Source organism: Bartonella sp. SL320, from assembly GCF_059687635.1.
The window spans coordinates 1,045,086-1,068,029 of sequence record NZ_CM185143.1 but is presented as its reverse complement, the minus strand read 5'-3'; the positions used below and the strand labels follow the sequence as shown (position 1 = coordinate 1,068,029).

Here is a 22,944-nt window from a genome sequence, read left to right as displayed (position 1 = left end):
TTAAGTCTGCGAATTTGGAATATAAAAAATATTTTTAGGCGATTGTGTAAATATTTCATACCCTTCATTTGTGACACCAATTGTATGTTCATATTGTGCTGTCAAAGAGCGGTCACGGGTAACGGCAGTCCAACCGTCAGATAAAATCTTCACGTGTGGCTTACCAAGGTTAATCATAGGTTCAATCGTAAACATCATCCCTTGTTTTAATTCGATTCCTTCTCCAGGATTTCCATAATGGAGAATATTGGGAGAATCATGAAAAAGCTGCCCAATACCATGTCCGCAAAAATCTCTCACAATTGAGCAGCGTTCAGATTCTGCATACTGTTGAATAGCTGCACCAATATCACCGGTCGTTGCTCCAGGTTTAACAACAGCGATTCCTCTCATAAGACTTTCATAGGTTATTTGTAAAAGGCGTTCTGCAGCACGTTTGATTTTTCCAACAGGATACATACGGCTTGAATCACCATGCCAGCCATCAAGAATAAAGGTCACATCAACATTCACAATATCGCCTTCTTGCAAGGGTCTTTTATTGGGAATGCCATGACAGACGACGTGATTGATAGATGTACAGCATGAATGGCTGTATCCATGATAATTAAGATCAGCAGGAAGAGCGCCTTTTTGGGCGCCAAAAGTAAATACAAAGTCATCAATTTCTTGCGTCGTGACACCAGGTTTAATAATATCCGTAAGTGCATCAAGGCATTCTGCTGCAATACGACCGACTTCACGCATTTTAGCAAAAGCATAGTCATCGAAAATGCGGATTTTCCCGTTAAATTTTAAAGGGGTTTTATTATATTCAATATACTCAATCATTGTTTTTTCTATTTTCTATTTTTACTCTCTGAATCGGAAAAATGCCTTCTACATTTACGTGACACTTTACAGCATAACATTCTACCCCTGATTTTAATGCTAAATCAAACTGACGTCCATAGATTGGATCAAGATCATGACAAATTGTAAAAGCTTCACAATCTTCTCGTTGAATAACATAAAGCATTGCCGCTCGTTTTCCTTGTTGTACGACTTGTATGAGTTCTTCAAGATGACGGGTCCCCCGTTTTGTCACGGTATCAGGAAATTCTGCTAATCCTTTTTGACGAATAAAATGAACATTTTTGACTTCTAAGTAACAATCAGGAAGACTGCCATCTTGTAAAAGAAAGTCAATACGTGATTGTGTTCCATAACGTTGTTCTTTTAAAATTGTTTTATATCCACTTAATTCTGGCAGTAATCCGTTTTGAATCGCTTCTAACGCAAGTTTATTCGGTAAAGTGGTATTAATGCCAACCAAACTATTATTGGATTCAACAATTTCTAATTGATAGGCATATTTTCTCTTGGGATTTTTATGATATGAAAGCCAAATATTAGCGTTGGAATCTGTCAATCCAAGCATTGATCCTGTATTTGGTACCGATACGGTGAAAATATGTTGATCATCTTGTTTAACATCTGCAAGGAAACGTTTATAACGGCGGATAAGCTTTGCAGGAAAAAGTTTGGGAGTAAAGTGCATACTCTTTTTTAGGATTTATAATTTCATAATTCAACTGAGATTATGATTTGTGGAGCTATTTCCTATCAAAGAAGATAAAATTAATATAACAAACGCGACGATATCTTATATAAATTATTATAAATTCCATCGTTCATTTTAAGGACTTTTAAGATTTAATATGAGAGAATTCATACTCTGAGTGAAAAAGCAACATTGTCTATAATTTATTATTAAAAAACATTAGACTACTGTGAAGAAGGTTACATTAAAAAAATAGTTGAGAAAGAGCGTTAAATGACACTAGGTAAAATTGATGGCTGGAACGAATAAAAATCGTAAAAATTTAACAAATGGTCCCATTATTATTTTAGTTGAACCGCAACTTCCTGAGAATATTGGTATGGTCGCAAGGGCAATGGCAAATTTTGGACTCTCTAAACTTCGGCTCGTCAAACCTCGAGAAGCATTTCCAAATGAAAAAGCCATAGCTGCTGCAAGTAAAGCAGATCATGTCATTAACAACACTGTAATTTTTGACACATTGCGTGATTCAATTGCAGATTTACACTATGTTTTTGCAACAACAGCCCGTGAAAGATGTGGATTTAAAACTGTAAAAAGTGCTGTAGAAGCGGCAAATGTACTGCGTCAGCGTGAAAATATCGGACATAAAACAGGTATTGTCTTTGGAAGAGAGAGATGGGGATTAGAAAATGATGAAATCAGCCTTGTTGATGAAATCATTACTTTTCCGGTTAATCCTGCTTTTGCGTCACTTAATATCGCGCAAGCGGTTCTTTTGATGTCTTACGAATGGATGAAAGCAGGTCTAGAAAATGTGAGCGATACGGCATTTCGTGCCGTAGAGATGGAGCCTGCAAATAAAACAGTGTTTCATGGTTTTTTATCTCAATTAGAAGAAGCTTTGGATATCCGTGGGTACTTTAGACCCCGAGAACGAAAAGAGGTTATGCTTACAAATTTGCGCTCTGTTTTTACGCGCGCTAACTTTAGTGAATCTGAGGTTCGCTTATTGCGAGGCGTTATATCTTCATTAGATCATTTTTCTCCACAATATCCACGGGGAAGTAGAGCTCCTGAAGAACGTGATCGTCAAAAAATTAAAAATAAGTGTGAAAATTGATGGATGAACGGCCTGTTCTTTTTTTTGATAGTGGTATTGGTGGTTTAACAGTGTTGAGACAAGCGCGCACTCTTATCCCTGAAATACAATTTATTTATGTGGCTGATGATGAAGGATTCCCCTATGGTAATTGGGAAGAAAGCGCTTTAAAAGAGCACATTTTAAAGATTTTTACAAATCTTTTAACACGCTATAATCCTTCCTTATGTGTAATTGCTTGCAACACTGTTTCTACACTGATGATGGCAGATTTACGGCAAAACTTTCCGCATGTTCCCTTTGTTGGAACGGTTCCTGCAATTAAATCAGCTGCTGAACAAACAAAATCTGGTTTTATTTCTGTATTGGCGACTCCTGGAACCGTTAAACGTGCCTATACAACTGAATTGATTAACGCGTTTGCTGGACAGTGTCATGTTCAACTTGTAGGAAGTGAAAAACTTGCTGGATTTGCTGAAGATTATTTACGGGGAAAACCTATTGATTCAGAAGAGTTAAGAAAAGAAATCTTACCATGTTTTGTGGAAAAAGATGGCAAATATACGGATGTTATTGTTTTAGCCTGCACGCATTATCCTTTTTTGATTAAACTCTTTCGTGAACAAGCTTTATGGTCCGTCAAATGGATTGATCCAGCAAAAGCAATTGCCAAACATATCAGATCATTATTGCCCTTGTCGGACAAAATACATCAGCAACCCATAAAAAAATACCAAGATTTTGCGTTGCTAACATCGAAAAATATCACGTCTTCAACGGAACATTTATTAAAAGGGTTTGGCTTAAAGCTTATAAAAGGAGTTGACTTTGGGATACGAGAGCAATAAAGCTATTTTAGCTTTTTCTCTCAAGAAAATGGCAATCATTAACGTGTCCCGTGGATAACTTTGCATGTTGGTATGTTAAGCTATTCTGTCAGTCTTTAAGCATTAAAGGCAGAGGAGGGCGCGTTTCCTTGGGATCTTAAGATCTCGTGTTTTATTTTAAAGGAAATGCGATGAGTAAACGCGAAACAACAAAATATAAAATTGACCGACGTATGGGGGAAAATATTTGGGGTCGTCCAAAATCTCCTGTCAATCGTCGTGATTATGGTCCAGGTCAGCATGGACAGCGCCGTAAAGGAAAACTTTCTGACTATGGAGTACAATTGCGCGCTAAACAGAAGTTGAAGGGCTTTTATGGCGACATTTCAGAAAAACAATTTCATAAAACTTATGTAGAAGCTGCTCGCCGGCGGGGTGATACGGGTGAAAATCTTATTGGTTTGTTGGAATCTCGTTTGGATGCTGTTGTCTATCGTGCGAAATTTGTGCCTACGATTTTTGCTTCTCGGCAATTTATTAATCATGGTCATGTGAATGTAAATGGACGACGTACAAATATTCAATCATATCGTTGTAAACCAGGTGATGTTATTGAGGTTCGGGAAAAATCAAAACAACTTGTTTTGGTTTTAGAATCTGTGCAATTGGCAGAGCGTGATGTCCCTGATTATATTGAAGCAGATCATAAACAGATGAAAGCGACCTTTACACGCATTCCTGCTTTTGCAGATGTACCTTATGCTGTGCAAATGGAGCCTAATCTGGTCGTTGAATTTTATTCTCGATAATTTTTCTATAAGAAAAATTGTTTCTCTTCTATTGTTATAATTTCAAACTATTGTGTTGTTTTTATAATCTTTGAAGTTAGGAAATGCTTTGGAAATGGTTCTATATTGAGTTTATTACACTATTCTAGTGTTATAGGCTTATATAGTTCCATTTCTTTTTTTCGTATCTGTTTTTATAAATTCAAAAAATATAAATATAAACTTGCTTTATGTTTGTTTTTGTCTTTGCAAAACAAGCTATTACTTGTGCAGGACATGGTCTTATGAATAATGTTTCCGTTGAATATCAGGCAATAGAAGAAAACAAAGAGAAAGATAATCTTTTGGCAAGCGAAGAAGATAATTGTCATCCCATATTTCGGCGGGCTCCTTCAAATGTGGAGTTTAATAAATTACGCAAGCGGCTTTTGCGTCATATGCGACAAGCTTTGGATGATTTTTCTATGTTCTCTACTGGAAAAAAATGGATTGTCGCTTTATCGGGCGGAAAAGACTCTTATGGTTTATTAGCACTTCTTTTAGATTTAAAATGGCGTGGTCTTTTACCCGTTGAAATTCTTGCTTGTAATCTTGATCAGGGACAACCAGGATTCCCTAAACATATTCTTCCAGATTTCTTAAGCTCTTATAAAATTCCCTATCGTATTGAGTATCAGGATACTTATTCCATTGTTACAGATAAATTAGCAGAAACGCAGACATATTGTTCACTTTGTTCTCGATTGCGACGTGGTAATCTCTATCGCATTGCACGTGAAGAGGGGTGTTCTGCATTAGTTCTTGGTCATCATCGAGATGATGTTTTGGAAACATTTTTTATGAATTTGTTTCACGGGGGCCGATTAGCCGCTATGCCTGGAAAACTTAAAAATGATGAAGGAGATCTTTTTGTGTTACGTCCTCTTGTCTATGCCGCTGAGGAAGATCTGGAAAAATTTTCTCAAGCAATGCAATTTCCGATTATTCCTTGTAATCTTTGCGGTAGCCAAGATGGTTTACAACGTAATGCCATGAAAGAAATGTTAAAAAATATCGAAAGACAAATGCCAGGACGTAAAGATACAATGATTCGCGCTTTAACGAATGTGCGTCCAAGCCATTTGCTGGATAAGAAATTCTTTGATTTTAAAATGTGTTAATGAAAGTGAGATATTAAAAAATAAGTTTAAAGAGTTTGAGATAAGATGCTTATTTATAATGATTTTATTGCTTTGCAATTTAACAGCCATAGGCGTTTTATTTCGAATTTTCTTATATTGTATCCATAAAAAGTCCCCATTATATCATAAGCGACGCTCTTATATGCATAAAACACAATTTTAAATGCCTCCTTTAAATAACCCCTCCTTTAAATAACCAATGACAGTCCAATAATAATATGATTGTTGATTTACGCATTTTAAAATAAAAACGAAAGAGGTTTGTAGGTTTTAGCTTATCTTGTTGTGCCGTAAAACACTGTCATTTAAGGTGACGATCAACCAAAATAATAGCTAACTTCTTGTTAAATTAAAATATTTTTAGAGTGTCTAGAAATTCTTAAGGACAGGGATTGTCCGCAAATTCTCATGAAGTGAATCATAAGCGATTGAGTTCTATTACGGAAAACTGATTTTTTAACCGATGCTAATAGGAATCTCTGACATTGAGGAGAGGAAAAGTCAAATTTTCAAACAGCTATACCATAAAGATCATAAGAATCCGATTGTTCAATTTTAACGGTGACAAATTCACCGACACGCAAGGGGCGTCGCGATGATATATGGACAACACCATCTATTTCTGGAGCATCATATTGACTTCGTCCTTTGGCTACTTTTCCTTGACTTTCATCGATAAGCACTTGGAGTCTTTTTCCAATTTTTTTCTTTAAAAGATGTGCAGAAATTTGTTGTTGTTTTGCCATAAAACGATGCCAGCGGTTTTCTTTTACGTCTTCAGGAATATTTTCTAATCCCAAATCATTTGCAACAGCTCCTTTTACTTCTTCATATTTAAAGCATCCAGCGCGTTCAATTTTTGCTTCTTCTAACCATTCTAGCAACATATTAAAATCGTCATTTGTTTCGCCTGGAAATCCAACAATAAATGTTGATCGTAAAGCGAGATCTGGACATATTTTTCGCCACTTTTCAATTCTACGATTTGTTTTTTCCATAAGAGCAGGACGCTTCATATGACGTAAAACAGTCGGTGATGCATGCTGAAAAGGAATATCCAGATAAGGGAGAATTTTTTTAGCTGCCATAAGTTCAATAACTTCATCCACATGGGGATAAGGATAAACGTAATGCATACGGACCCAGATCCCCATATCGCCTAGTTCGCGACACAGATCAAAAAATTTTGTTTTAATTGTGCGATCTTTCCAAGAGTTTTCGAGATATTTCAGATCAATACCATAAGCACTCGTATCTTGCGAAATAACCAAAAGTTCTTTTACACCCGCTTGTACGAGTTTTTCAGCTTCGCGAAGAACGTTACTGATGGGGCGTGAAGTAAGATCACCACGCAGTGTAGGGATGATACAAAAGCTACACCGATTAGAGCATCCTTCAGAAATCTTTAGGTAGGCATAATGGCGAGGTGTTAAACGAATCCCTTGGAGAGGAACTAAATCAAGAAAAGGATCATGAACGGGCGGAATCGCTGTATGAACTGCTTCTATAACACTTTCATAAGCTTGTGGTCCTGTAATGGCCAATACATTAGGGTATGTTTGCCGAATAACATCAGGATCAGCACCAAGACACCCTGTTACAATAACTTTTCCATTTTTTTTGAGAGCTTCCTCAATATTGTCTAATGATTCTTTTCTGGCAGAGTCAAGAAAACCACAGGTATTCACAATAACGACATCTGCCCCTTGATGTTGGCGTGAAATTTCATACCCTTCAGAGCGGAGGCTTGTAATAATTCGCTCAGAATCTACGAGTGCTTTTGGACATCCGAGAGAGACAAAACTAATACGAGGAGCGACCATGATAACCCTATAATTATGATGAACGATTGCATTCCATTTTTATTGACTTAAAAAGTCAATAAATGTGCTTTATTTTTATACATAACAATCTGTTACAAATTTATTTGATTTTTTTCTATAATATTTTGTGTATGCTTACAATTTTATCTTATTGCGCTGTCAAATATCTTTATTAAGGACGATGATATAAGACAGCCCCCTTCAAAGCATTCAAGTTTTTTAGGTAAGTGCTGAATATTAAAAAAAACCGGCATCATCGCACTATTTGCTAGCTCTAAAATGTTGCCAACAAACCTTGGCACGGAAGACGGTTCATAAAAGCCATTTTTAGCTCTTTCTTATATACAATTTTCACCCACACGCCAGCCCCGCTTTTGACGTGCAAACAAGTGATTTTGATTGATTCAAGATAGAGAGATTTGAAATGAGAGAAGTTTACGTTATTTGAGAGTCTAATTTAATATGAATAACACTAAATTATCATTATAAATCAATATATTTATGCTTACTTATTGAGCCTTGCATTAAGTAAAAATATAAGAGAGGAGAGGGGAGGGAGGAAAGTTGAAACTCGCTCAACAAAGATTTTGATTGTTTATAGACCGATTGAGGCACATTTTTAGCTGTAGGAAGAAAATCAACTGCGTATAGCATAATGTCAAAAAACACTCCGTAGTTTTTTGTGCTGCATTTTATTACGATATCCATCGCGTATATAAGTTTATTTTTTTAATATTTGCGAATAAGTCCGGTAAGTTTTCCTTGTATTTCTACACGTTCGGACTTGTATGTACGTATTTCGTAGTGAGGATTAGCAGCTTCTAATGCAACAGAGGTTCCTTGGCGTCGATAACGTTTTAATGTTGCCTCTTTTTTATCAATAAATGCGACAATAATTTCACCTGATATTGCTGTATTTTGACGTTTCACAATAATCGTATCTTTATCAAGGATACCAGCCTCCACCATAGAATCATCTTTAACTTCTAATGCATAGTGCTCACCTGTATTAACCATATCATGTGGGAGAGAAAGTGTGCTTGTTTGTTGCAGGATAGCAGAGGCGGGTACACTCGCAGAAATACGTCCCATAATGGGAATGGTAGTATTTTGTTTTTCTTCTGCCTCTAAGTTACCAAGATTAGTCAAGTTTTTTGATATTTCCCTTTTATTTTTTTCTATCATACTGGGAGAAATTTTCCGTGCGAGAGAAAGGTTAAATGTTATTTTCTCAGGAAGTCGAATCACTTCTACTGCACGAGCACGATTGTGTAAACGACGTATAAAACCTCGTTGTTCTAAGGCTATCATGAGCTTATGAATGCCAGACTTTGAAGAAAGTCCTAAAGCATTTTTCATTTCTTCAAAAGAGGGAGGAACACCAATTTCTTTTATATGATTGTGAATAAATAAAAGCAGCTCATATTGTTTACATGTTAGCATTCAGTGTTCCAATCAAAAGAATAAAAAATATTACCGTAAAAAAAATACATGTATATAAAATAATTCTACATTTTTTTTGAGTTAAATCAAAATTATTTTCTTTTATTTTGATCTTATACATGAAGTTAATTAGACAATATGTTTATTTATAGACATATTTAATGTGTGATAATTATAAATTTTTACTTTAATAAAGGTATCATAATATTTTTATATATTATAAAAATACATTAATATTAAAAAATAATATTTTATAGCTCTGATTGAATTATCCGACACTAAAGTTATGATCAGTATCGCCTTTCTATTTTTAATAGATCTATGTATTTTTTAATTTCTCGTATAAAAACTTAAAAAAATGCATTCTTTCAATAGCAAAACGGATTACTTTATGTGCATTTAGAATCATTTTACATATCGTTTCTATTTTCTTATTTTTTAGTCAAATGATCTACAGCTACAATAATGAACGTCACGTATAATCATATTTGATATTTTTAATGAGATTAAATTTTTTTGTTCTATATCTTCTTCATTTTATAGAACAATTGACTTTCGTTATAGAATCATTGTGCATGAATACGAAAACTGCATCCTCAAAATATCATTACTTCTTATTCAAACATTTTTTAAGAATAGCTCTTCTCAATAGACTTGCTTCCATCAAAATAACCTTGCAAATACTACAAAATTTATTGAATCGTGCTCTCTTTACATTTCAACAGTTTAAAACATCATATTATTTTTCCCCAAGCTTCATCTTGCGATAATTTTTGTTGTTGAAAAAAAATATTAAGAGGCATTTTCATTTTTTAATCGTTTTATTCTTCTCCTTATGTTGGCCAAACAAATGATTTTTATTATTTTAATATAAAAATAAAATGCGAGAACCTTGCAATATTTGGGGTCTTCATTCGAGATGAGAAAGAAATAAAAAAAATCAATATGTTATATTAATCTTTATGCATATTAAAAATTGAAAACTAAAACATGACGCGATAAAAATGATAGTGTATTAAAGGGTACTTTCTGCTCATCCCATGATGCTCAACTGCCCATGTAAGGAGAAAAAGGGGAGAACTTATAATTTTAGTGCTTCAAATCTATGAGATATTTTTATAGTTAAATTATTTTTTATTAAGATTTCAAAAGAAGATCAAAGAGTAACTATGCTATGACGAGGAAAGGGACAAAAAACAAAAATTATTGATAACTAGAAAAAATAATAATATTTTTTTTAAAAGGTGTTGACCAAATGAAAAGTCAACCGTATGTTCCCCTCACTTTCTGCAAACTAGATAGCTTGTATGAGAGCGCGTAGCTCAGCTGGTAGAGCAACTGACTTTTAATCAGTAGGTCCAGGGTTCGAATCCCTGCGCGCTCACCAACTTTAAACAATACCAATAAGCTATACAAAATTTAGAGAATCTTTGTTGTTTTGATTCCTTTTAGTTTTTTTAACTGCCACAATTGTCTTTGAATTTTTTTATTTGATTCTTCAGGCAACTGTTTTCCATCAGACATTTTGATAGAATATTCTCCAGTCTAAATCAAAAGTGCTTTAAACTCCATGATACAATGACATCTGAATTGATAGCAGATGTGGCTGCTCGTTTTCGCAATTCATGGTTTGATTTTTTTATACTCTCTATATTAGATGAAATAGGCAGGTAAAATCATCATACTTATTCACAATTTATATTATGAAGTGCTTTCTCAGTAACATATTGATTTTTTTTATTTTTTATTTTTTAATATTTTTACATAGTGCATTTATTTCTTATGAAAGTCACAAAATGGTTAACAATATGTTAATTTTTTGATAAAAGGCCAAATTTAAGGGTGGTGTATGCGCGAGAGCGAGAGAAATTATTTAGAAACGTGGATTTTCCTCTCGTGTGCAGAAAGCGTAACGTTTTTTTTACAGCAGTACTTAACCAAAATAAGTGGACTGAATAAATGCCTTCAAAAAACAAAAAGAATTTTGCTTCTATTATTAAACCGACACTTCAATTATTTTCTATGATCGTTATTTCTCAGTCATTGGTGTCTTGTTGCGCAAGCCAAACTGCACATTTTTCAATAAAAGATTCCCATTATAATAAACCAATTGACGTAGATACTTCTGTTCTACCAAAGCAAATGTCCAATAAGAAAAATCAATCAAAAGAAAACAAACGTGGACGGGCCGTTGTTGGTAGACCTTACCAAATAAAAGGGAAGTGGTATTATCCTGAACATGATCCAACCTATAAACGTGTTGGCGAAGCATCATGGTATGGTTCAGATTTTCATGGGCGTTTAACGGCCAACGGTGAAATTTATGATATGAATCTTTTGACGGCTGCTCATCCTACAATGCCTTTACCTAGCTATGCTCGTGTTACTAATTTGAAAAATGGATCTTCACTTATTGTTAGAGTAAATGATCGTGGACCTTTTATGAAAGACCGTATCATTGATTTATCCAAACAAGCTGCGGCAATCCTTGGTTATGTAGATAAGGGGGTCGCAGATGTTAAAGTAGAATATATTTCTGAAGCTCCTATTGGCCATTATGATGGTGCATATTTAATGGCCTCTTATACTCCTGGGAATACTTCCTCATATTCACTAGCATCGAAAAATGTTTCGAAAAAAAGAGAAACTGCTTTGCTAAAAGAGCCCAATACAGGAAACAAGGCAGAATTAGCTAAGGTAGCTGCTATTAAACAGGAACAACACAATGAAACTGTTGCAGTGAGATTGCCAGAAATCGGTCCTATCATGGCTGATAAGCCGGTGCCATTCGATCAAGTTGCTTCTATAAGTAAGCTCAACAAGAAAACAAAGTTCAATTGGCTACAACTGTTTTAAGAAAAAGTGCGTTAATTTTTTATCGATATAATTTTTAAGTAAAAATGATAAAAAATCGTGGATTTCATTTTAAGTTTTTCTTTTAAAGGAGGTCCTTCTTAAAAAAAGAGGAGGGAGATTGTAAAAAAACAGCTCTCTCTCCAGTCCATTGCCGATTCACACACTTATTTTAATTAACATTCTCAAGCCCATTTTACGGAAACGCCCGTAAATGGTATATAAACCATGAGTCATTGCTTTCTTGCCCCCTATAAAGATATAAATTTATACCATCGTACAACTTTGCAAAGCCCTTATGTTGTCAATAATTCTTAGGACTTGAGAAATTTATAAAAAGTATTTTTTACTCTCTCTTTAGTAACCTTAATCTTCACCTCTATACGAACCTTGCTTATGAAGGGTAGAAAAACAAATTTAATTGTTTCAAAGGAGGATGATGAGAAAGACTTACAGTATTTTAGTCAGATTCAAGTTTAAAAAATGATCATTTATCATAAGTAATAAAAAGATAAAAAGCTTTTTTGGCTTTCATGCCTTTAAATTAGTTCTCGCATGGAAGATAATTTTTTTCTTGAGTTTTCAATAATTCCTTAATTTGCGGAAATAAGAAGAATTTTTCCTATATAGTAGATTCTGCTGATCTTTGAATGGGAGGAGGGCTCATGTGTATAGCATTAAGGATCTTATTAATTTTATGGGGAATATTGGCATTTGACACGTGGGGACAAGCGCAAGACTTTAAAATTTCTGCCTCACAAGTGTTGTTACTCGATGATGATACAGAAACAATACTTTATGAAAAACAAAGTGATCTTCCTTTTTTTCCTGCGTCATTAGCAAAATTGATGACAGCGGAAGTCGTCTTTCATCAGTTAAAAGAAGGACTGTTAAGGAATACACAAAAATTTAAGGTTAGTGAAAATGCTTGGCGCAAGGGTGGGGCCCCTTCCGGTACAACCACTATGTTTGCAAAAATAAAGACAAAAATCAGTGTTTCTGATCTTTTACGTGGTTTAATTATTGTCAATGCAAATGATGCTGCTATTATCCTAGCTGAAGGAATATCAGGTGATGAGGCTCATTTTGCACAGCTGATGAATCAGCGCGCTAAAATAGTTGGATTATCTCAAAGCCATTTTATTAATGCGACAGGGCTTCCCGAAGAGGGACAATTTGTAACCGTGCGCGATATGATCATATTAGCGCGTCATATTGCTCAGGAATATCCTGATTATTATACACTTTATCGTGAACCTCATTTTACCTGGAATAATATTTTTCAACGAAATAAAAATCCTCTTATTTCTAAGGAAATTGGTGTAGAAGGTTTTGGTTTTGGCTACAGTGAAAAAGAAGGATTTTCAATGGTTGCCACCATTTATAAAAATCATCGGCGTCTTTTTTTAGCAATTAATGGTTTGCAAGATGGTAAAAAACATACAAAAGAAATAGAACGCATTCTTCAGTGGGGAATAACAGCTTTTGATCTCAAAACGATTTTCACAAAAGAAAAAGTAGTTGGTCGTGCTTCTGTTTATGGTGGAAAGCAAAATTTTGTTCCACTGATTGTCAAAAATCCAATAAGTTTTATGCTTTCAAATGAAAAAGAAGTTAACGTTAAAGCAAAAATTAAATATCATGGTCCATTGAAAGCGCCCATTGTTTCAGTGCAACCTGTTGGCGTTATTCAAATTTTAGAAGATAACAAGGTTATTTTAGAAAAACCGGTTTTTGCTGGAATAAATGTTCAAGAAGGAAGTTTCTTTACAAAAGTAAAAGATGCATTCTATGAAATAACAATTGGATGGTTACGGAAATATTTGTAGTTACACGCTCATAAGATTAAGGTTCATACGTGTCAGGTTATTTTATCACATTCGAAGGAGGGGACGGGGTAGGAAAAACAGTACAGGTCTCTTTACTTGCTGAGTATCTCTCTCACCAAGGTTATGATGTTGTCACAACACGAGAACCAGGAGGAACAGCAGGGGCAGAAGCAATCCGGCATATTTTGTTATCGGGGCAGGCACAACAATATGGACCGCTAATTGAAGCTGTTTTGTTTACAGCGGCACGCGCTGACCATGTTGCAGAGATTATCGCACCTTCTTTGCAAAAAGGTAAAATCGTTTTATGTGACCGCTTTATTGATTCTACACGCGTTTATCAAGGGCTTAACGAAGCAATCAATCCCTCTCTCCTTTCTGTTTTAGAGTGTATAGCGCTTAATGGTATCATGCCCCATTTAACATTTTTATTAGATATGCCAGCAGCGTTTGGTATGAAGCGTGCAAATTTGCGAAGAAAAAAAACTGAAGAAATCGATTATTTTGAAAAAGATCAGTTGGAAGTTCAAGAACAAAGGCGTCAAGCTTTTCTTCAATTGGCTAAACAAGAGCCCGATAGGTTTCGAGTCATTGATGCGACTGCTTCAGTAGAAATCATTGCGCATCAAATCAAAAATATTTGTCATCAAAGATTATTGGATCAATTTTCATGAGTGATATAAATATCTTACGCCAATATGATGATATTGATACAATTTTATCTCCGTCTCAGAATAATATTATCTTTGGTCATGAGGATGTTCGTCATTTTTTAACACAAATGCTTAAAGAAGAGCGTTTGCATCATGCGTTATTATTTAAAGGAGAATATGGAATTGGAAAGGCCACATTAGCGTTTCATCTTGCTTGGAATATTTTAAGTTCTCAAAAAGGGGATTTTCTAAAACCCGATCCTCATTCTACTTCATGGCGCCAAATAACTCAGGGAAGTCATCCTGGTCTTTTGTATATTTCGCGTCGATTTGATGTAAAAGCACAAAAGTTTAAAACAGGAATACTCATTGATGATATCCGCGATATTCTGCATTTTCTAAGCCAAACATCGCAAGATAATGGATGGCGTATTGTGATTATTGATTGCGCAGATGATATGAATAGAAATGCCGCCAATGCAATTCTTAAAATACTTGAAGAACCTCCTGCAAAGACGCTCTTTATTATTATCGCGCACTCTTCAGGAAAACTACTTCCAACCATTCATTCACGGTGTCAAAAAATTTCTTTTCGCCCGTTAAATTATGATGAAATGAAAAAAGTCATTACACATATTTTTTCCAACCAGGATTTATCTGATGAAAAAACAATTGAAATGATTATTAAAAAATCTAAAGGAAGTCCCCGAAAAGCTGCTTTACTTGTTCGCCATGACGGTCTTGAAATTATTAAAACGATTGATGCTCTCTTAGAGCAACCTATTTGTAATGCAACGCTTGTACACACGCTTGCGCAAACATTTTCATCTGTTTCTTCCCCATTTCAATTTCAACAGTTTTGTGATGAAATCCTTTATAAAATTCAACAAAAAGCTATCGTGTTCGTTGAAAAAGGAAACTTATTTCTCTCAAAAAAATATGCGCAAAAATGGCAAGAGATACATCAAGAAATAGAGGAAATACAACTGTTTAATCTCGATAAGAAGCAGTTTGTTATTAACTTACTTTTTAGAGTTCATAAGATCATTCATGAGGATTAGTTTTTCCGTGACAATGTGATAAACAGACATTATGTCATTATATCTATTTATGGCATTTTACAACGAGTATGACATGCGTGACACATATTACATAACAACTCCTATTTTTTATCCTAATGGTACGCCGCATATTGGACATGCCTATAGTGCCATTGCAAGCGACGTGTTAGCCCGCTTTCAACGCTTAAACGGAAAAAATGTATTTTTTCTTTCGGGTACAGATGAGCATGGTCTAAAGATGCAACAAACTGCAGCAGCATTGGGTATGACACCTCAGCAACTTGCAGATCGTAATAGTGCTGTGTTTCAAAAAATGCTTGCGGTATTAAATTGTTCTAACGATGATTTCATCCGTACGACAGAAGAGCGTCATTATCAAGCTTGTCAAAAAATTTGGAAAAAAATGGAAAAAAATGGCGACATTTATCTCGGCTGTTATAAGGGGTGGTATTCGGTTCGCCAAGAAGCCTATTATGAAGAAAAAGATACGGAAGTTGGTCCAGACAATATTCGTCGCGAAAAGGAATTAGGTTCTCCCGTTGAATGGAATGAAGAAGAAAGTTATTTTTTTAGACTTTCTCGTTATGAAAAGGCGCTTCTTGAATATTATGAAAAACATCCCAATTTCATTGCTCCCCTTGAGCGGCGTAATGAAATTATAAGTTTTATAAAATCTGGTTTAAAAGATATTTCTATTTCACGAACAAGCTTTAATTGGGGAATTGCTGTTCCTGATAATCCAAAACACGTGATGTATGTTTGGGTTGATGCACTTACAAATTATCTATCAGCAATTAATTTTTTCAACGAAGATTCAAAAAAACGTGATTTTTGGCCTGCCAATACGCATATTATTGGTAAGGATATTATTCGTTTTCATGCTGTCTATTGGCCAGCATTTTTAATGTCTGCTGGAATTGAACTGCCTCAAAATATTTTTGCACATGGTTTTTTATTAAATCGTGGTGCAAAAATGTCAAAATCTGTTGGAAATGTTGTTGATCCTTTTGAAATGGTCAATCATTATGGTCTTGATCAGGTTCGTTATTTTCTTCTTCGTGAAGTGCCCTTTGGACAAGATGGTAGTTATAGCCATGAAAGCCTTGTGAACCGTATTAATGCCGACCTTGCGAATGATCTTGGTAATTTAGCACAGCGTTCTTTATCGATGATTGCCAAAAATTGTGAGGCAAAAGTCCCTAGACCGGCTGCATTTTTAGTTCAAGACAAAGAGCTTTTAGAACAATCTCTTCACGTTCTTGAAACTGTACACCAAGCGATGTCTTCTCATAGTATGCATTTAGCCCTTTCAGCTATTTTTTCAATTGTAGCAGATGCCAATCGCTATTTTGCTAACGAACAACCTTGGAGTTTACGGAAAAATGATCCAGAGCGATTTTCTACAGTTCTTTATATAACTGTAGAAATCTTACGACGAATAGGAATTTTTCTTTTGCCTTTCATTCCCCAGTCAGCAACAAAACTTCTTGATAGCCTTGCAGTTGCTGAAGATGATCGATTGTTGTATCATATAGCTCATGCAAAAATTCAAGAAGGGATTGATCTTCCACCACCAGAGCCAATTTTCCCTCGTTATATCTTGAAGAAAGAAGATTCTCATGCTCATTGATACACATTGTCATCTTGATTTTGAAGATTTTTCACAAGATTTAGATAATGTTATCCAACGGGCTTTGGATGCTGGCGTTGGACGTATGATAACAATTTCAACTCATGTTCATAAGTTAGATAAGCTACTAGCCATTGCGCAAAACTATGATCAAGTCTTTTGTTCTGTTGGGACACACCCCAATCATGCGCATGAGGAACAAAATATTACAGCCAAAGAACTCATACAGCTCTCAGATCACCCTAAAGTTGTTGCGTTTGGGGAAGGGGGGCTTGATTACCATTATGATTATTCGACACCAGAAGAGCAAAAAAAAGTTTTCCAAGAGCATATTATTGCTTCTCGAGAAACACAGATTCCTCTTGTTATACATTCACGCGATGCAGATACCGATATGGAGAAAATCTTACGCGAACAGATAAAGGAAGGGGCTTTTCCCTTTATTCTTCATTGTTATTCGTCTGGAATGCAACTTGCTCGTGCGGGCATTGAACTTGGTGGTTATATTTCTTTTTCAGGTATTCTTACTTTTAAAAATGCATTTGAAATTCGTGAAATAGCAAGAATTGTGCCCCATGAGCAGTTGCTGATTGAAACAGATGCACCATTTTTAGCCCCCACTCCCCATCGGGGAAAAACCAATGAACCATCTTTTGTACGCTATACTGCAGCTATTTTGGCTGAAACAATTGGCTTAAGTCTTGAAGAAACAGCTCAAATAACAACGCGTAATGCTTTTAATTTATTTAGAAAAATAAAATAAGGCAAAAGCTATGTGTGATCAATACCGATTTACAATATTAGGCTGTGGTCCCTCTCCAGGAGTCCCGCGGCCCAATGGTGATTGGGGAGCATGTGATCCGGATAACCCTAAAAATAAACGCTATAGGAGTTCTTTATTAGTTGAACGCATTAAACCATCAGGAAAAAAAACAACGGTTGTTATTGATACAGGTCCAGATTTTCGCTCACAAATGATCGATGCACGTGTAAACCATCTTGATGCTGCTCTTTACACCCATTCTCATGCAGATCATATCCACGGTATTGATGATTTACGCAGCTATGCACTTGCACAAAAATGTTTAATCGATATTTATGCCGACAGCTTTACACTAGAGCATCTTAAAAATTCTTTTGGATATTGTTTTCAAACAGCAAAAGATTCATCTTATTCCCCTATTTTAAAAGAGCATCTTATCGATGAAGATAGCCAATTTATTATTCAAGGGCAGGGTGGAGCAATAAGTGTCAAGACACATTTACAATACCACGGAAACATTCATTCCTTAGGTTTTCGTATTGGAAATGTTGCCTATTGTACAGATGTTAGTGAATTTCCTAAAAAAACATTATCCAAATTAATGGATTTGGATGTCCTCATCATTGAAGCTCTTCAATTTAAATCCCATCCGAGCCATTTTTCTGTTGATCAAGCATTACAATGGATAGAATATTTAAATCCTAAACAAGCCATACTGACACATATGGACAGATCACTCGATTACAATGAAGTTGTCAATTACGTTCCAGCTTATGTAAAACCTGCATATCAAGGTCTTATTTTTGAAACAAAAGCATAAGCTTATTAACGCAATATTTTACGTTAAATAAAAGCACTTTTTTAAAATTACCCTTTATTTTGTTTCGTTTTTGTCGTAATTGGTCTTTTTTCATGTCAAAAATGAGGTTTTTTATGCATAAGAGTTTTAAGCGGGGTATGTGTATTGTGGCGTTAGCCGTTTCCTTAACAGGATGTGGGGGACGTTTAGAAAAAAATATTTCAACGACAACATTACATGACGGAACAATGAGTTGCGCCGATATTCAACGGGAGTTTTATGCTAATAAACGCCAGATTAATGATACAATTGCAGAGCGTTCTAAAGCAAGAAACAAAAACGTAGCTTTAGCAGCAGCAGGTGTTATATTTGTACCGGCTTTGTTTTTTATGGATGTAAAATCAAGCGAAAGCAATGAAATTTCAGCTTTAAATAATCGTAATGCTGTTTTAAGTGATCTTGCGCGTATGAAACGTTGTAAAATAGTACAATAATTATTCTTATTTATTATAGTATTTTATTATAAATTATTTAGGCCTTTAAGAAATATACCTTAAAGGCCTATCTTTTAAATAAGTTATTCGCACTCAATAGATAAAATACTTTATAAAAATACTTTTTTGACAAATTATTGCCATAATTTTGTTTAAAAAGAGAAAAATGCGATATCAATATGGCATTTATATCAAAATAAGGGATTGCTTATTTCTATTGAGATTAGAGCTTTTATTTTTGTGCTTTATTATCGCATAATATATATTATGGAACTTTTTATGGAGAGGGAGTTATTTTATGGCAATGGCACTTTGGGGAACAATAGCCTCATTATTATGGATATTTTGCACAAAAGCAGAGAGTCCTTGGCAATTATGGTGGGTACCTTTTATTTAAGATTTAAGAAAGCTTTTTAAGCTTTATGAAAGAATAGAAATCGGGCTAGTCATCTTGGCCCGATTTTTAATTACGATAATTTTTTATTTTTTACTCTTTTTAAAAAAATTATCTTTAAGATCACAAAGACTAAAAATAATATTCCATGAAATAATGGTACAAATGGCGGATCAATAAAATTGGAATAATAAAATGCTATTGTTTCAATCAATGCTGCACTACACCACAAAATAATTCCCCATAGCGAATACATCCAAAGTCCAATCAAGGCAATAGGATAGAGAATAGCCAATATAGCCGATGCAAATTGCCACTGCCAAGGCATAAGATCAAAACGCCACAGAACACCTGGAAAAACACCAACAAGGCGTATCCAATAAAAAATACTTAAGCTTAAGCAAACAAGCGCCAAAAACCGTAAATAACAGTTATAAATTAAGTTGATTTTTGAAATCCGTTTGTGTGAATTATTTTTCACAATAATAACTCTTGTTCAACAGGTTGAAAGTAAGAAGCTACCATTTCATCTGTGACATCTGAAAGCTTATCTGGCTGCCACCGAGGCGTTTTGTCCTTATCAATTAACATAGCACGTATTCCTTCATGAAAATCATGTGAATTAATCATATGATGTGCAATGCGATTTTCAATTTTCATGCAATCTTCCAAAGTCCGATGTGTATTTTGTTTCATTTGTTTCCAGATAACTTTTAAACTTATCGGAGAACGTGACTGCAAAATATCATAACATTCTTGAGCAAATAAAATACTTTCTTTACCTTTTTTATAAAGTAATTCAAGACATTCTTCCAATGTCTGAACACTAAAACACGTGTTAATAATATCACGTATTTCATGACTCGTTTCATAGTCTCTTATAATCGCGCGCTCGTCTAAAGCTAAATTAGGATTTCCTTTCTCAATAATTGCTTTCTTAATCACATCGAATTCAACTTCAGGAACAGCATGTGTTGCTAATCCCAAATTTAAGCAATCTCCCCATTTTATGCGTGCGCCAGTTAATGCAAGATAGACACCAAAATAATTGGGAAGAGAGGGGAAGAAAAAACTTGCACCAACATCTGGAAAAAATCCAATTGCCCCTTCTGGCATAGCAAAAATTGTATTTTCTGTAACAACTCTATGGGAACCGTACAACGAAATTCCTACCCCTCCTCCCATCCAGATACCGTTTAAAAAAGAAATGTAAGGCTTTGAAAAACGTTTAATATAAGCATTTAAACTATATTCATCCCTAAAATATTCATAAGCAGAAGCATTTTTCCCCATATGATAAATTTCTACAACATCTCCACCAGCACAAAAAGCACGCCCTTCCCCTTCAATTAAAACACAAGACACCTCATCATCTGTTTCCCATGTCTTGAGAGCTTTTTTAAAGCGAAAACCATTCGCTGATTAAGAGCGTTTAATGCTGAAGAGCGTGTAAGCTTTATAATACCAGCACAGCCCTCTTTCGTAAAAGAAATATCATCACCTGCCCCAAAATCAATTTTCATCTTACACCCCTTCTTAAAAAACTATTTTATTGTTCTTTTTATACTTTTTGCTCCAAGCTGAGGAAATATTTGCATGATCGCACCAATACAATATATATAAATCCCTGTTACTGAAATTCCTATTTTAACCCAATATGGAGCCTCTAAGCGATAAAAGAACGCAGAAACACCAAAAAAACACCATAAGAGAAAAATTGGAAAATTAATTTTTCGTAAACGAAGGACTCTTACAGGATGGATAAAATAAATTGGCAAAAAAGATATAATGGCCGATAAAACAATGATGATAAAAGTAAGCCACTCCTCTGGTCTTACGACAAAAAGTGTAAAAACCATCATATTCCAAACGACTGGAAATCCTTTAAAAAAGTTTTCTTTGGTTTTCATACCCGTATCAGCATAATAAATAGCCGATGAAATAACAATAATTGCACTCAATGAAAATGAGAGCCCTACTCCCATAAAACCACTTTGATAAAGTGCAAAAGCAGGAATTAAAACATAAGTTACATAATCAATGATATTATCTAATAGCTCTCCTGACCATGTTGGAAGTACGTATTTTACATCAAGTTTGCGTGCAATGGGTCCATCTATACCATCAACGAGAAGTGCAAGCCCAAGCCAACAGAACATAGCTGTCCATTCTTTTTGAGAAGCCGATATAAGAGAAAGAAACGCTAAAAATGATCCCGAAGCTGTTAGTAAATGAACAGAAAAAGCTTTTGCTTGTGGCATTGTTACTTTTTTATGGCGTAATAATTTAGCATTTGTTTTGATTTTTTTTGTTAGTTTACGTTTCAAGGTTTTCTTATCCTCGTTTTTAAAGTCTTCATCCATCTACCAATACGCCATTTTTATCTATGATATGAATCAGCATAAAAAAATCATAAAAAAGTTACTTTTTTATATCGCATTATTTATTACATAATATAATAGAAGAGCTTCATACAATAAAAAGAGAGCAATCATTTAGAAATGTTAAAATATTTGTACAATGAAGAAAGGCTCAAATTGTTGTGATCGTTGAGAAGAAAGAATATAAGAACATTATTGTTATTGGTGCAGGTCCTGTTGGGATGTTAGCCGCATTGAGGCTTGCTCATAAGGGTTTTTCGGTTTTTCTTGTTGGCCCTCCTGCTCATACAGATGAGTTACGAACAACAGCTCTTATGATGCCTGCAATACATACACTTCAAAAACTCAATATTTGGCATAGTCTTCAAAAACAGGCGGCTGCTTTATCATGCATGAGAATTATCGATATAACTTCTAGGATTGTGCGGGCTCCTACAGTGCATTTTTCTTCTGCTGAAATTGGTGAAAAAGCTTTTGGCTATAATATACCCAATGTAGAATTGAGCCATGCTTTAAACGATGCTGTTACACAAATGCCCAATATTAAAAGATTTGTTTCTGAAGCTAAATCTTTTCATCATACCAAAAGCCATGTATCTATTACTCTTGCTGATGATAAAGTCATTCAAGCACCACTTGTTATTGCTGCTGATGGACGGCATTCTCTTACGCGTGCGGCAGCGGGGATAAGTGTCAAACAGTGGAACTATCCACAAAAAGCACTTGTTCTCAACTTTTCTCATGAATTTTCTCATCAAAACACATCAACTGAATTTCACACAGAACAAGGTCCATTTACACAGGTTCCACTACCAAGACGAAGATCCAGTCTTGTATGGGTTGTTCATCCTTCTCGTGCTGAGGAATTATTGAATATAGAATCAAAAGAAATTGCAAAGATAATCGAAAATCAAATGCAATCAATGCTTGGAAAACTAACCTTAGAAACATCAATTCAAGCATGGCCGCTTTCAGGACTTCTCGCTCATCGTTTTGCTGCGAATCGAACGATTCTAGTAGGTGAAGCTGCTCATGTCTTTCCCCCTATTGGAGCACAGGGATTAAATTTAGGATTCCGTGATGTTCAAACTTTGATTGATGTTTTACCCGATAAAATATCCGATTTTAATTCTGAAATAATGATTGCACAGTATAATAAATGTCGAAAACCAGATATATTAATTCGAAGTGCAGCTGTTCATACCCTTAACTTTGCTTTACTTTCTCATATGTTGCCTGTTCATATCATACGAAGTGTTGGACTTGGTTTATTACATAATTGCTCGCCATTACGCAGTTTATTTATGCGTGAAGGAATATATCCCGGTTACGGATTGAAGGAAATGATGCCAATATTTCCAACAAAATCCCCCAAATAGC

General features: G+C 34.9%; 19 protein-coding genes, 1 tRNA gene and 1 pseudogene. 14 read left to right on the top strand and 7 right to left on the bottom strand.

Going from position 1 to position 22,944, the window contains the following annotated elements; genetic code table 11:
• Nucleotides 1-831 carry a type I methionyl aminopeptidase gene (gene map / locus AC6ER8_RS04390; RefSeq protein WP_497077566.1) on the bottom strand — a complete coding sequence of 277 codons (831 nt, stop codon included), beginning with the start codon at nt 829-831 and terminating at the stop codon, nt 1-3.
• Nucleotides 824-1,540 carry a DNA/RNA nuclease SfsA gene (gene sfsA / locus AC6ER8_RS04385; RefSeq protein ID WP_497077565.1) on the bottom strand — a complete coding sequence of 239 codons (717 nt, stop codon included), beginning with the start codon at nt 1,538-1,540 and terminating at the stop codon, nt 824-826. The genes map and sfsA overlap by 8 nt, the downstream gene beginning before the upstream one ends.
• Nucleotides 1,541-1,835: 295 nt before the next feature.
• Between sfsA and AC6ER8_RS04380 the strand changes: the two genes are divergently transcribed.
• The 4 genes from AC6ER8_RS04380 to ttcA all read left to right on the top strand — a co-directional run bounded on the left by AC6ER8_RS04380 (nt 1,836) and on the right by ttcA (nt 5,420).
• Entirely contained in the window at nt 1,836-2,666 is an 831-nt protein-coding gene (locus tag AC6ER8_RS04380) for an RNA methyltransferase (RefSeq protein ID WP_497077564.1), read from the top strand.
• Entirely contained in the window at nt 2,666-3,493 is an 828-nt protein-coding gene (gene murI / locus AC6ER8_RS04375; protein ID WP_497077563.1) for a glutamate racemase, read from the top strand. The genes AC6ER8_RS04380 and murI overlap by 1 nt, the downstream gene beginning before the upstream one ends.
• Before the next feature lie 170 nt (nt 3,494-3,663).
• Nucleotides 3,664-4,281: a 30S ribosomal protein S4 gene (rpsD, locus tag AC6ER8_RS04370; RefSeq protein WP_012231733.1), complete on the top strand. Its 618-nt coding sequence runs from the start codon at nt 3,664-3,666 to the stop codon at nt 4,279-4,281.
• Nucleotides 4,282-4,544: 263 nt separating this feature from the next.
• On the top strand, nt 4,545-5,420 hold the full coding sequence (gene ttcA / locus AC6ER8_RS04365; protein WP_497079605.1) for a tRNA 2-thiocytidine(32) synthetase TtcA: 876 nt from the start codon (nt 4,545-4,547) through the stop codon (nt 5,418-5,420).
• Nucleotides 5,421-5,950: 530 nt separating this feature from the next.
• On the opposite strand, the gene rimO is transcribed toward ttcA, so the two are convergent.
• The gene (gene rimO, locus AC6ER8_RS04360; protein ID WP_497077562.1) at nt 5,951-7,264 is read right to left on the bottom strand and encodes a 30S ribosomal protein S12 methylthiotransferase RimO; all 1,314 of its coding nucleotides are present in this window, start codon (nt 7,262-7,264) and stop codon (nt 5,951-5,953) included.
• Between the two features lie 729 nt (nt 7,265-7,993).
• Nucleotides 7,994-8,707, bottom strand: a complete 714-nt coding sequence (gene lexA, locus AC6ER8_RS04355) for a transcriptional repressor LexA (protein WP_497077561.1) — start codon at nt 8,705-8,707, stop codon at nt 7,994-7,996.
• Nucleotides 8,708-10,018: 1,311 nt separating this feature from the next.
• Between lexA and AC6ER8_RS04350 the strand changes: the two genes are divergently transcribed.
• The 9 genes from AC6ER8_RS04350 to AC6ER8_RS04310 all read left to right on the top strand — a co-directional run bounded on the left by AC6ER8_RS04350 (nt 10,019) and on the right by AC6ER8_RS04310 (nt 18,789).
• Nucleotides 10,019-10,094 (top strand) — tRNA-Lys (locus tag AC6ER8_RS04350).
• 572 nt (nt 10,095-10,666) lie between these two features.
• Nucleotides 10,667-11,563, top strand: a complete 897-nt coding sequence (locus tag AC6ER8_RS04345; RefSeq protein ID WP_497077560.1) for a septal ring lytic transglycosylase RlpA family protein — start codon at nt 10,667-10,669, stop codon at nt 11,561-11,563.
• 662 nt (nt 11,564-12,225) lie between these two features.
• Nucleotides 12,226-13,389: a D-alanyl-D-alanine carboxypeptidase family protein gene (locus AC6ER8_RS04340; protein WP_497077559.1), complete on the top strand. Its 1,164-nt coding sequence runs from the start codon at nt 12,226-12,228 to the stop codon at nt 13,387-13,389.
• A 29-nt stretch (nt 13,390-13,418) separates the two neighbouring features.
• Nucleotides 13,419-14,063 (top strand): dTMP kinase, encoded by a 645-nt coding sequence (gene tmk, locus AC6ER8_RS04335; RefSeq protein WP_497077558.1) that lies wholly within the window; start codon nt 13,419-13,421, stop codon nt 14,061-14,063.
• Nucleotides 14,060-15,103, top strand: coding sequence for a DNA polymerase III subunit delta' (locus AC6ER8_RS04330; RefSeq protein WP_497077557.1), 1,044 nt, complete (start codon nt 14,060-14,062; stop codon nt 15,101-15,103). Before tmk ends, AC6ER8_RS04330 begins: the two co-directional genes overlap by 4 nt.
• Before the next feature lie 73 nt (nt 15,104-15,176).
• A complete protein-coding gene (metG, locus tag AC6ER8_RS04325; RefSeq protein ID WP_497077556.1) occupies nt 15,177-16,733 on the top strand; it encodes a methionine--tRNA ligase in 1,557 nt (518 codons plus the stop codon).
• Nucleotides 16,723-17,496, top strand: a complete 774-nt coding sequence (locus tag AC6ER8_RS04320; RefSeq protein WP_497077555.1) for a TatD family hydrolase — start codon at nt 16,723-16,725, stop codon at nt 17,494-17,496. Before metG ends, AC6ER8_RS04320 begins: the two co-directional genes overlap by 11 nt.
• Before the next feature lie 10 nt (nt 17,497-17,506).
• Nucleotides 17,507-18,316, top strand: coding sequence for an MBL fold metallo-hydrolase (locus AC6ER8_RS04315; protein WP_497077554.1), 810 nt, complete (start codon nt 17,507-17,509; stop codon nt 18,314-18,316).
• 113 nt (nt 18,317-18,429) lie between these two features.
• A complete protein-coding gene (locus tag AC6ER8_RS04310; RefSeq protein WP_497077553.1) occupies nt 18,430-18,789 on the top strand; it encodes a hypothetical protein in 360 nt (119 codons plus the stop codon).
• Between the two features lie 467 nt (nt 18,790-19,256).
• On the opposite strand, the gene AC6ER8_RS04305 is transcribed toward AC6ER8_RS04310, so the two are convergent.
• The 3 genes and pseudogenes from AC6ER8_RS04305 to pcsA all read right to left on the bottom strand — a co-directional run bounded on the left by AC6ER8_RS04305 (nt 19,257) and on the right by pcsA (nt 21,546).
• The gene (locus AC6ER8_RS04305; RefSeq protein ID WP_497077552.1) at nt 19,257-19,664 is read right to left on the bottom strand and encodes a DUF6163 family protein; all 408 of its coding nucleotides are present in this window, start codon (nt 19,662-19,664) and stop codon (nt 19,257-19,259) included.
• Nucleotides 19,661-20,706: pseudogene (locus AC6ER8_RS04300) on the bottom strand (enoyl-CoA hydratase/isomerase family protein). The gene AC6ER8_RS04305 and the pseudogene AC6ER8_RS04300 overlap by 4 nt, the downstream one beginning before the upstream one ends.
• A 21-nt stretch (nt 20,707-20,727) precedes the next feature.
• The gene (gene pcsA, locus AC6ER8_RS04295) at nt 20,728-21,546 is read right to left on the bottom strand and encodes a phosphatidylcholine synthase (RefSeq protein WP_497077551.1); all 819 of its coding nucleotides are present in this window, start codon (nt 21,544-21,546) and stop codon (nt 20,728-20,730) included.
• Between the two features lie 179 nt (nt 21,547-21,725).
• Between pcsA and AC6ER8_RS04290 the strand changes: the two genes are divergently transcribed.
• Entirely contained in the window at nt 21,726-22,943 is a 1,218-nt protein-coding gene (locus tag AC6ER8_RS04290; protein ID WP_497077550.1) for a UbiH/UbiF family hydroxylase, read from the top strand.
• Nucleotide 22,944 lies beyond the last annotated feature (1 nt).

Coding starts and splice junctions, on each gene's coding strand:
- map (WP_497077566.1), bottom strand. CDS start 831: ATGATTGAGTATATTGAATATAATAAAACCCCTTTAAAATTTAACGGG.
- sfsA (WP_497077565.1), bottom strand. CDS start 1,540: ATGCACTTTACTCCCAAACTTTTTCCTGCAAAGCTTATCCGCCGTTAT.
- AC6ER8_RS04380 (WP_497077564.1), top strand. CDS start 1,836: ATGGCTGGAACGAATAAAAATCGTAAAAATTTAACAAATGGTCCCATT.
- murI (WP_497077563.1), top strand. CDS start 2,666: ATGGATGAACGGCCTGTTCTTTTTTTTGATAGTGGTATTGGTGGTTTA.
- rpsD (WP_012231733.1), top strand. CDS start 3,664: ATGAGTAAACGCGAAACAACAAAATATAAAATTGACCGACGTATGGGG.
- ttcA (WP_497079605.1), top strand. CDS start 4,545: ATGAATAATGTTTCCGTTGAATATCAGGCAATAGAAGAAAACAAAGAG.
- rimO (WP_497077562.1), bottom strand. CDS start 7,264: ATGGTCGCTCCTCGTATTAGTTTTGTCTCTCTCGGATGTCCAAAAGCA.
- lexA (WP_497077561.1), bottom strand. CDS start 8,707: ATGCTAACATGTAAACAATATGAGCTGCTTTTATTTATTCACAATCAT.
- AC6ER8_RS04345 (WP_497077560.1), top strand. CDS start 10,667: ATGCCTTCAAAAAACAAAAAGAATTTTGCTTCTATTATTAAACCGACA.
- AC6ER8_RS04340 (WP_497077559.1), top strand. CDS start 12,226: ATGTGTATAGCATTAAGGATCTTATTAATTTTATGGGGAATATTGGCA.
- AC6ER8_RS04330 (WP_497077557.1), top strand. CDS start 14,060: ATGAGTGATATAAATATCTTACGCCAATATGATGATATTGATACAATT.
- metG (WP_497077556.1), top strand. CDS start 15,177: ATGCGTGACACATATTACATAACAACTCCTATTTTTTATCCTAATGGT.
- AC6ER8_RS04320 (WP_497077555.1), top strand. CDS start 16,723: ATGCTCATTGATACACATTGTCATCTTGATTTTGAAGATTTTTCACAA.
- AC6ER8_RS04315 (WP_497077554.1), top strand. CDS start 17,507: ATGTGTGATCAATACCGATTTACAATATTAGGCTGTGGTCCCTCTCCA.
- AC6ER8_RS04310 (WP_497077553.1), top strand. CDS start 18,430: ATGCATAAGAGTTTTAAGCGGGGTATGTGTATTGTGGCGTTAGCCGTT.
- pcsA (WP_497077551.1), bottom strand. CDS start 21,546: ATGGATGAAGACTTTAAAAACGAGGATAAGAAAACCTTGAAACGTAAA.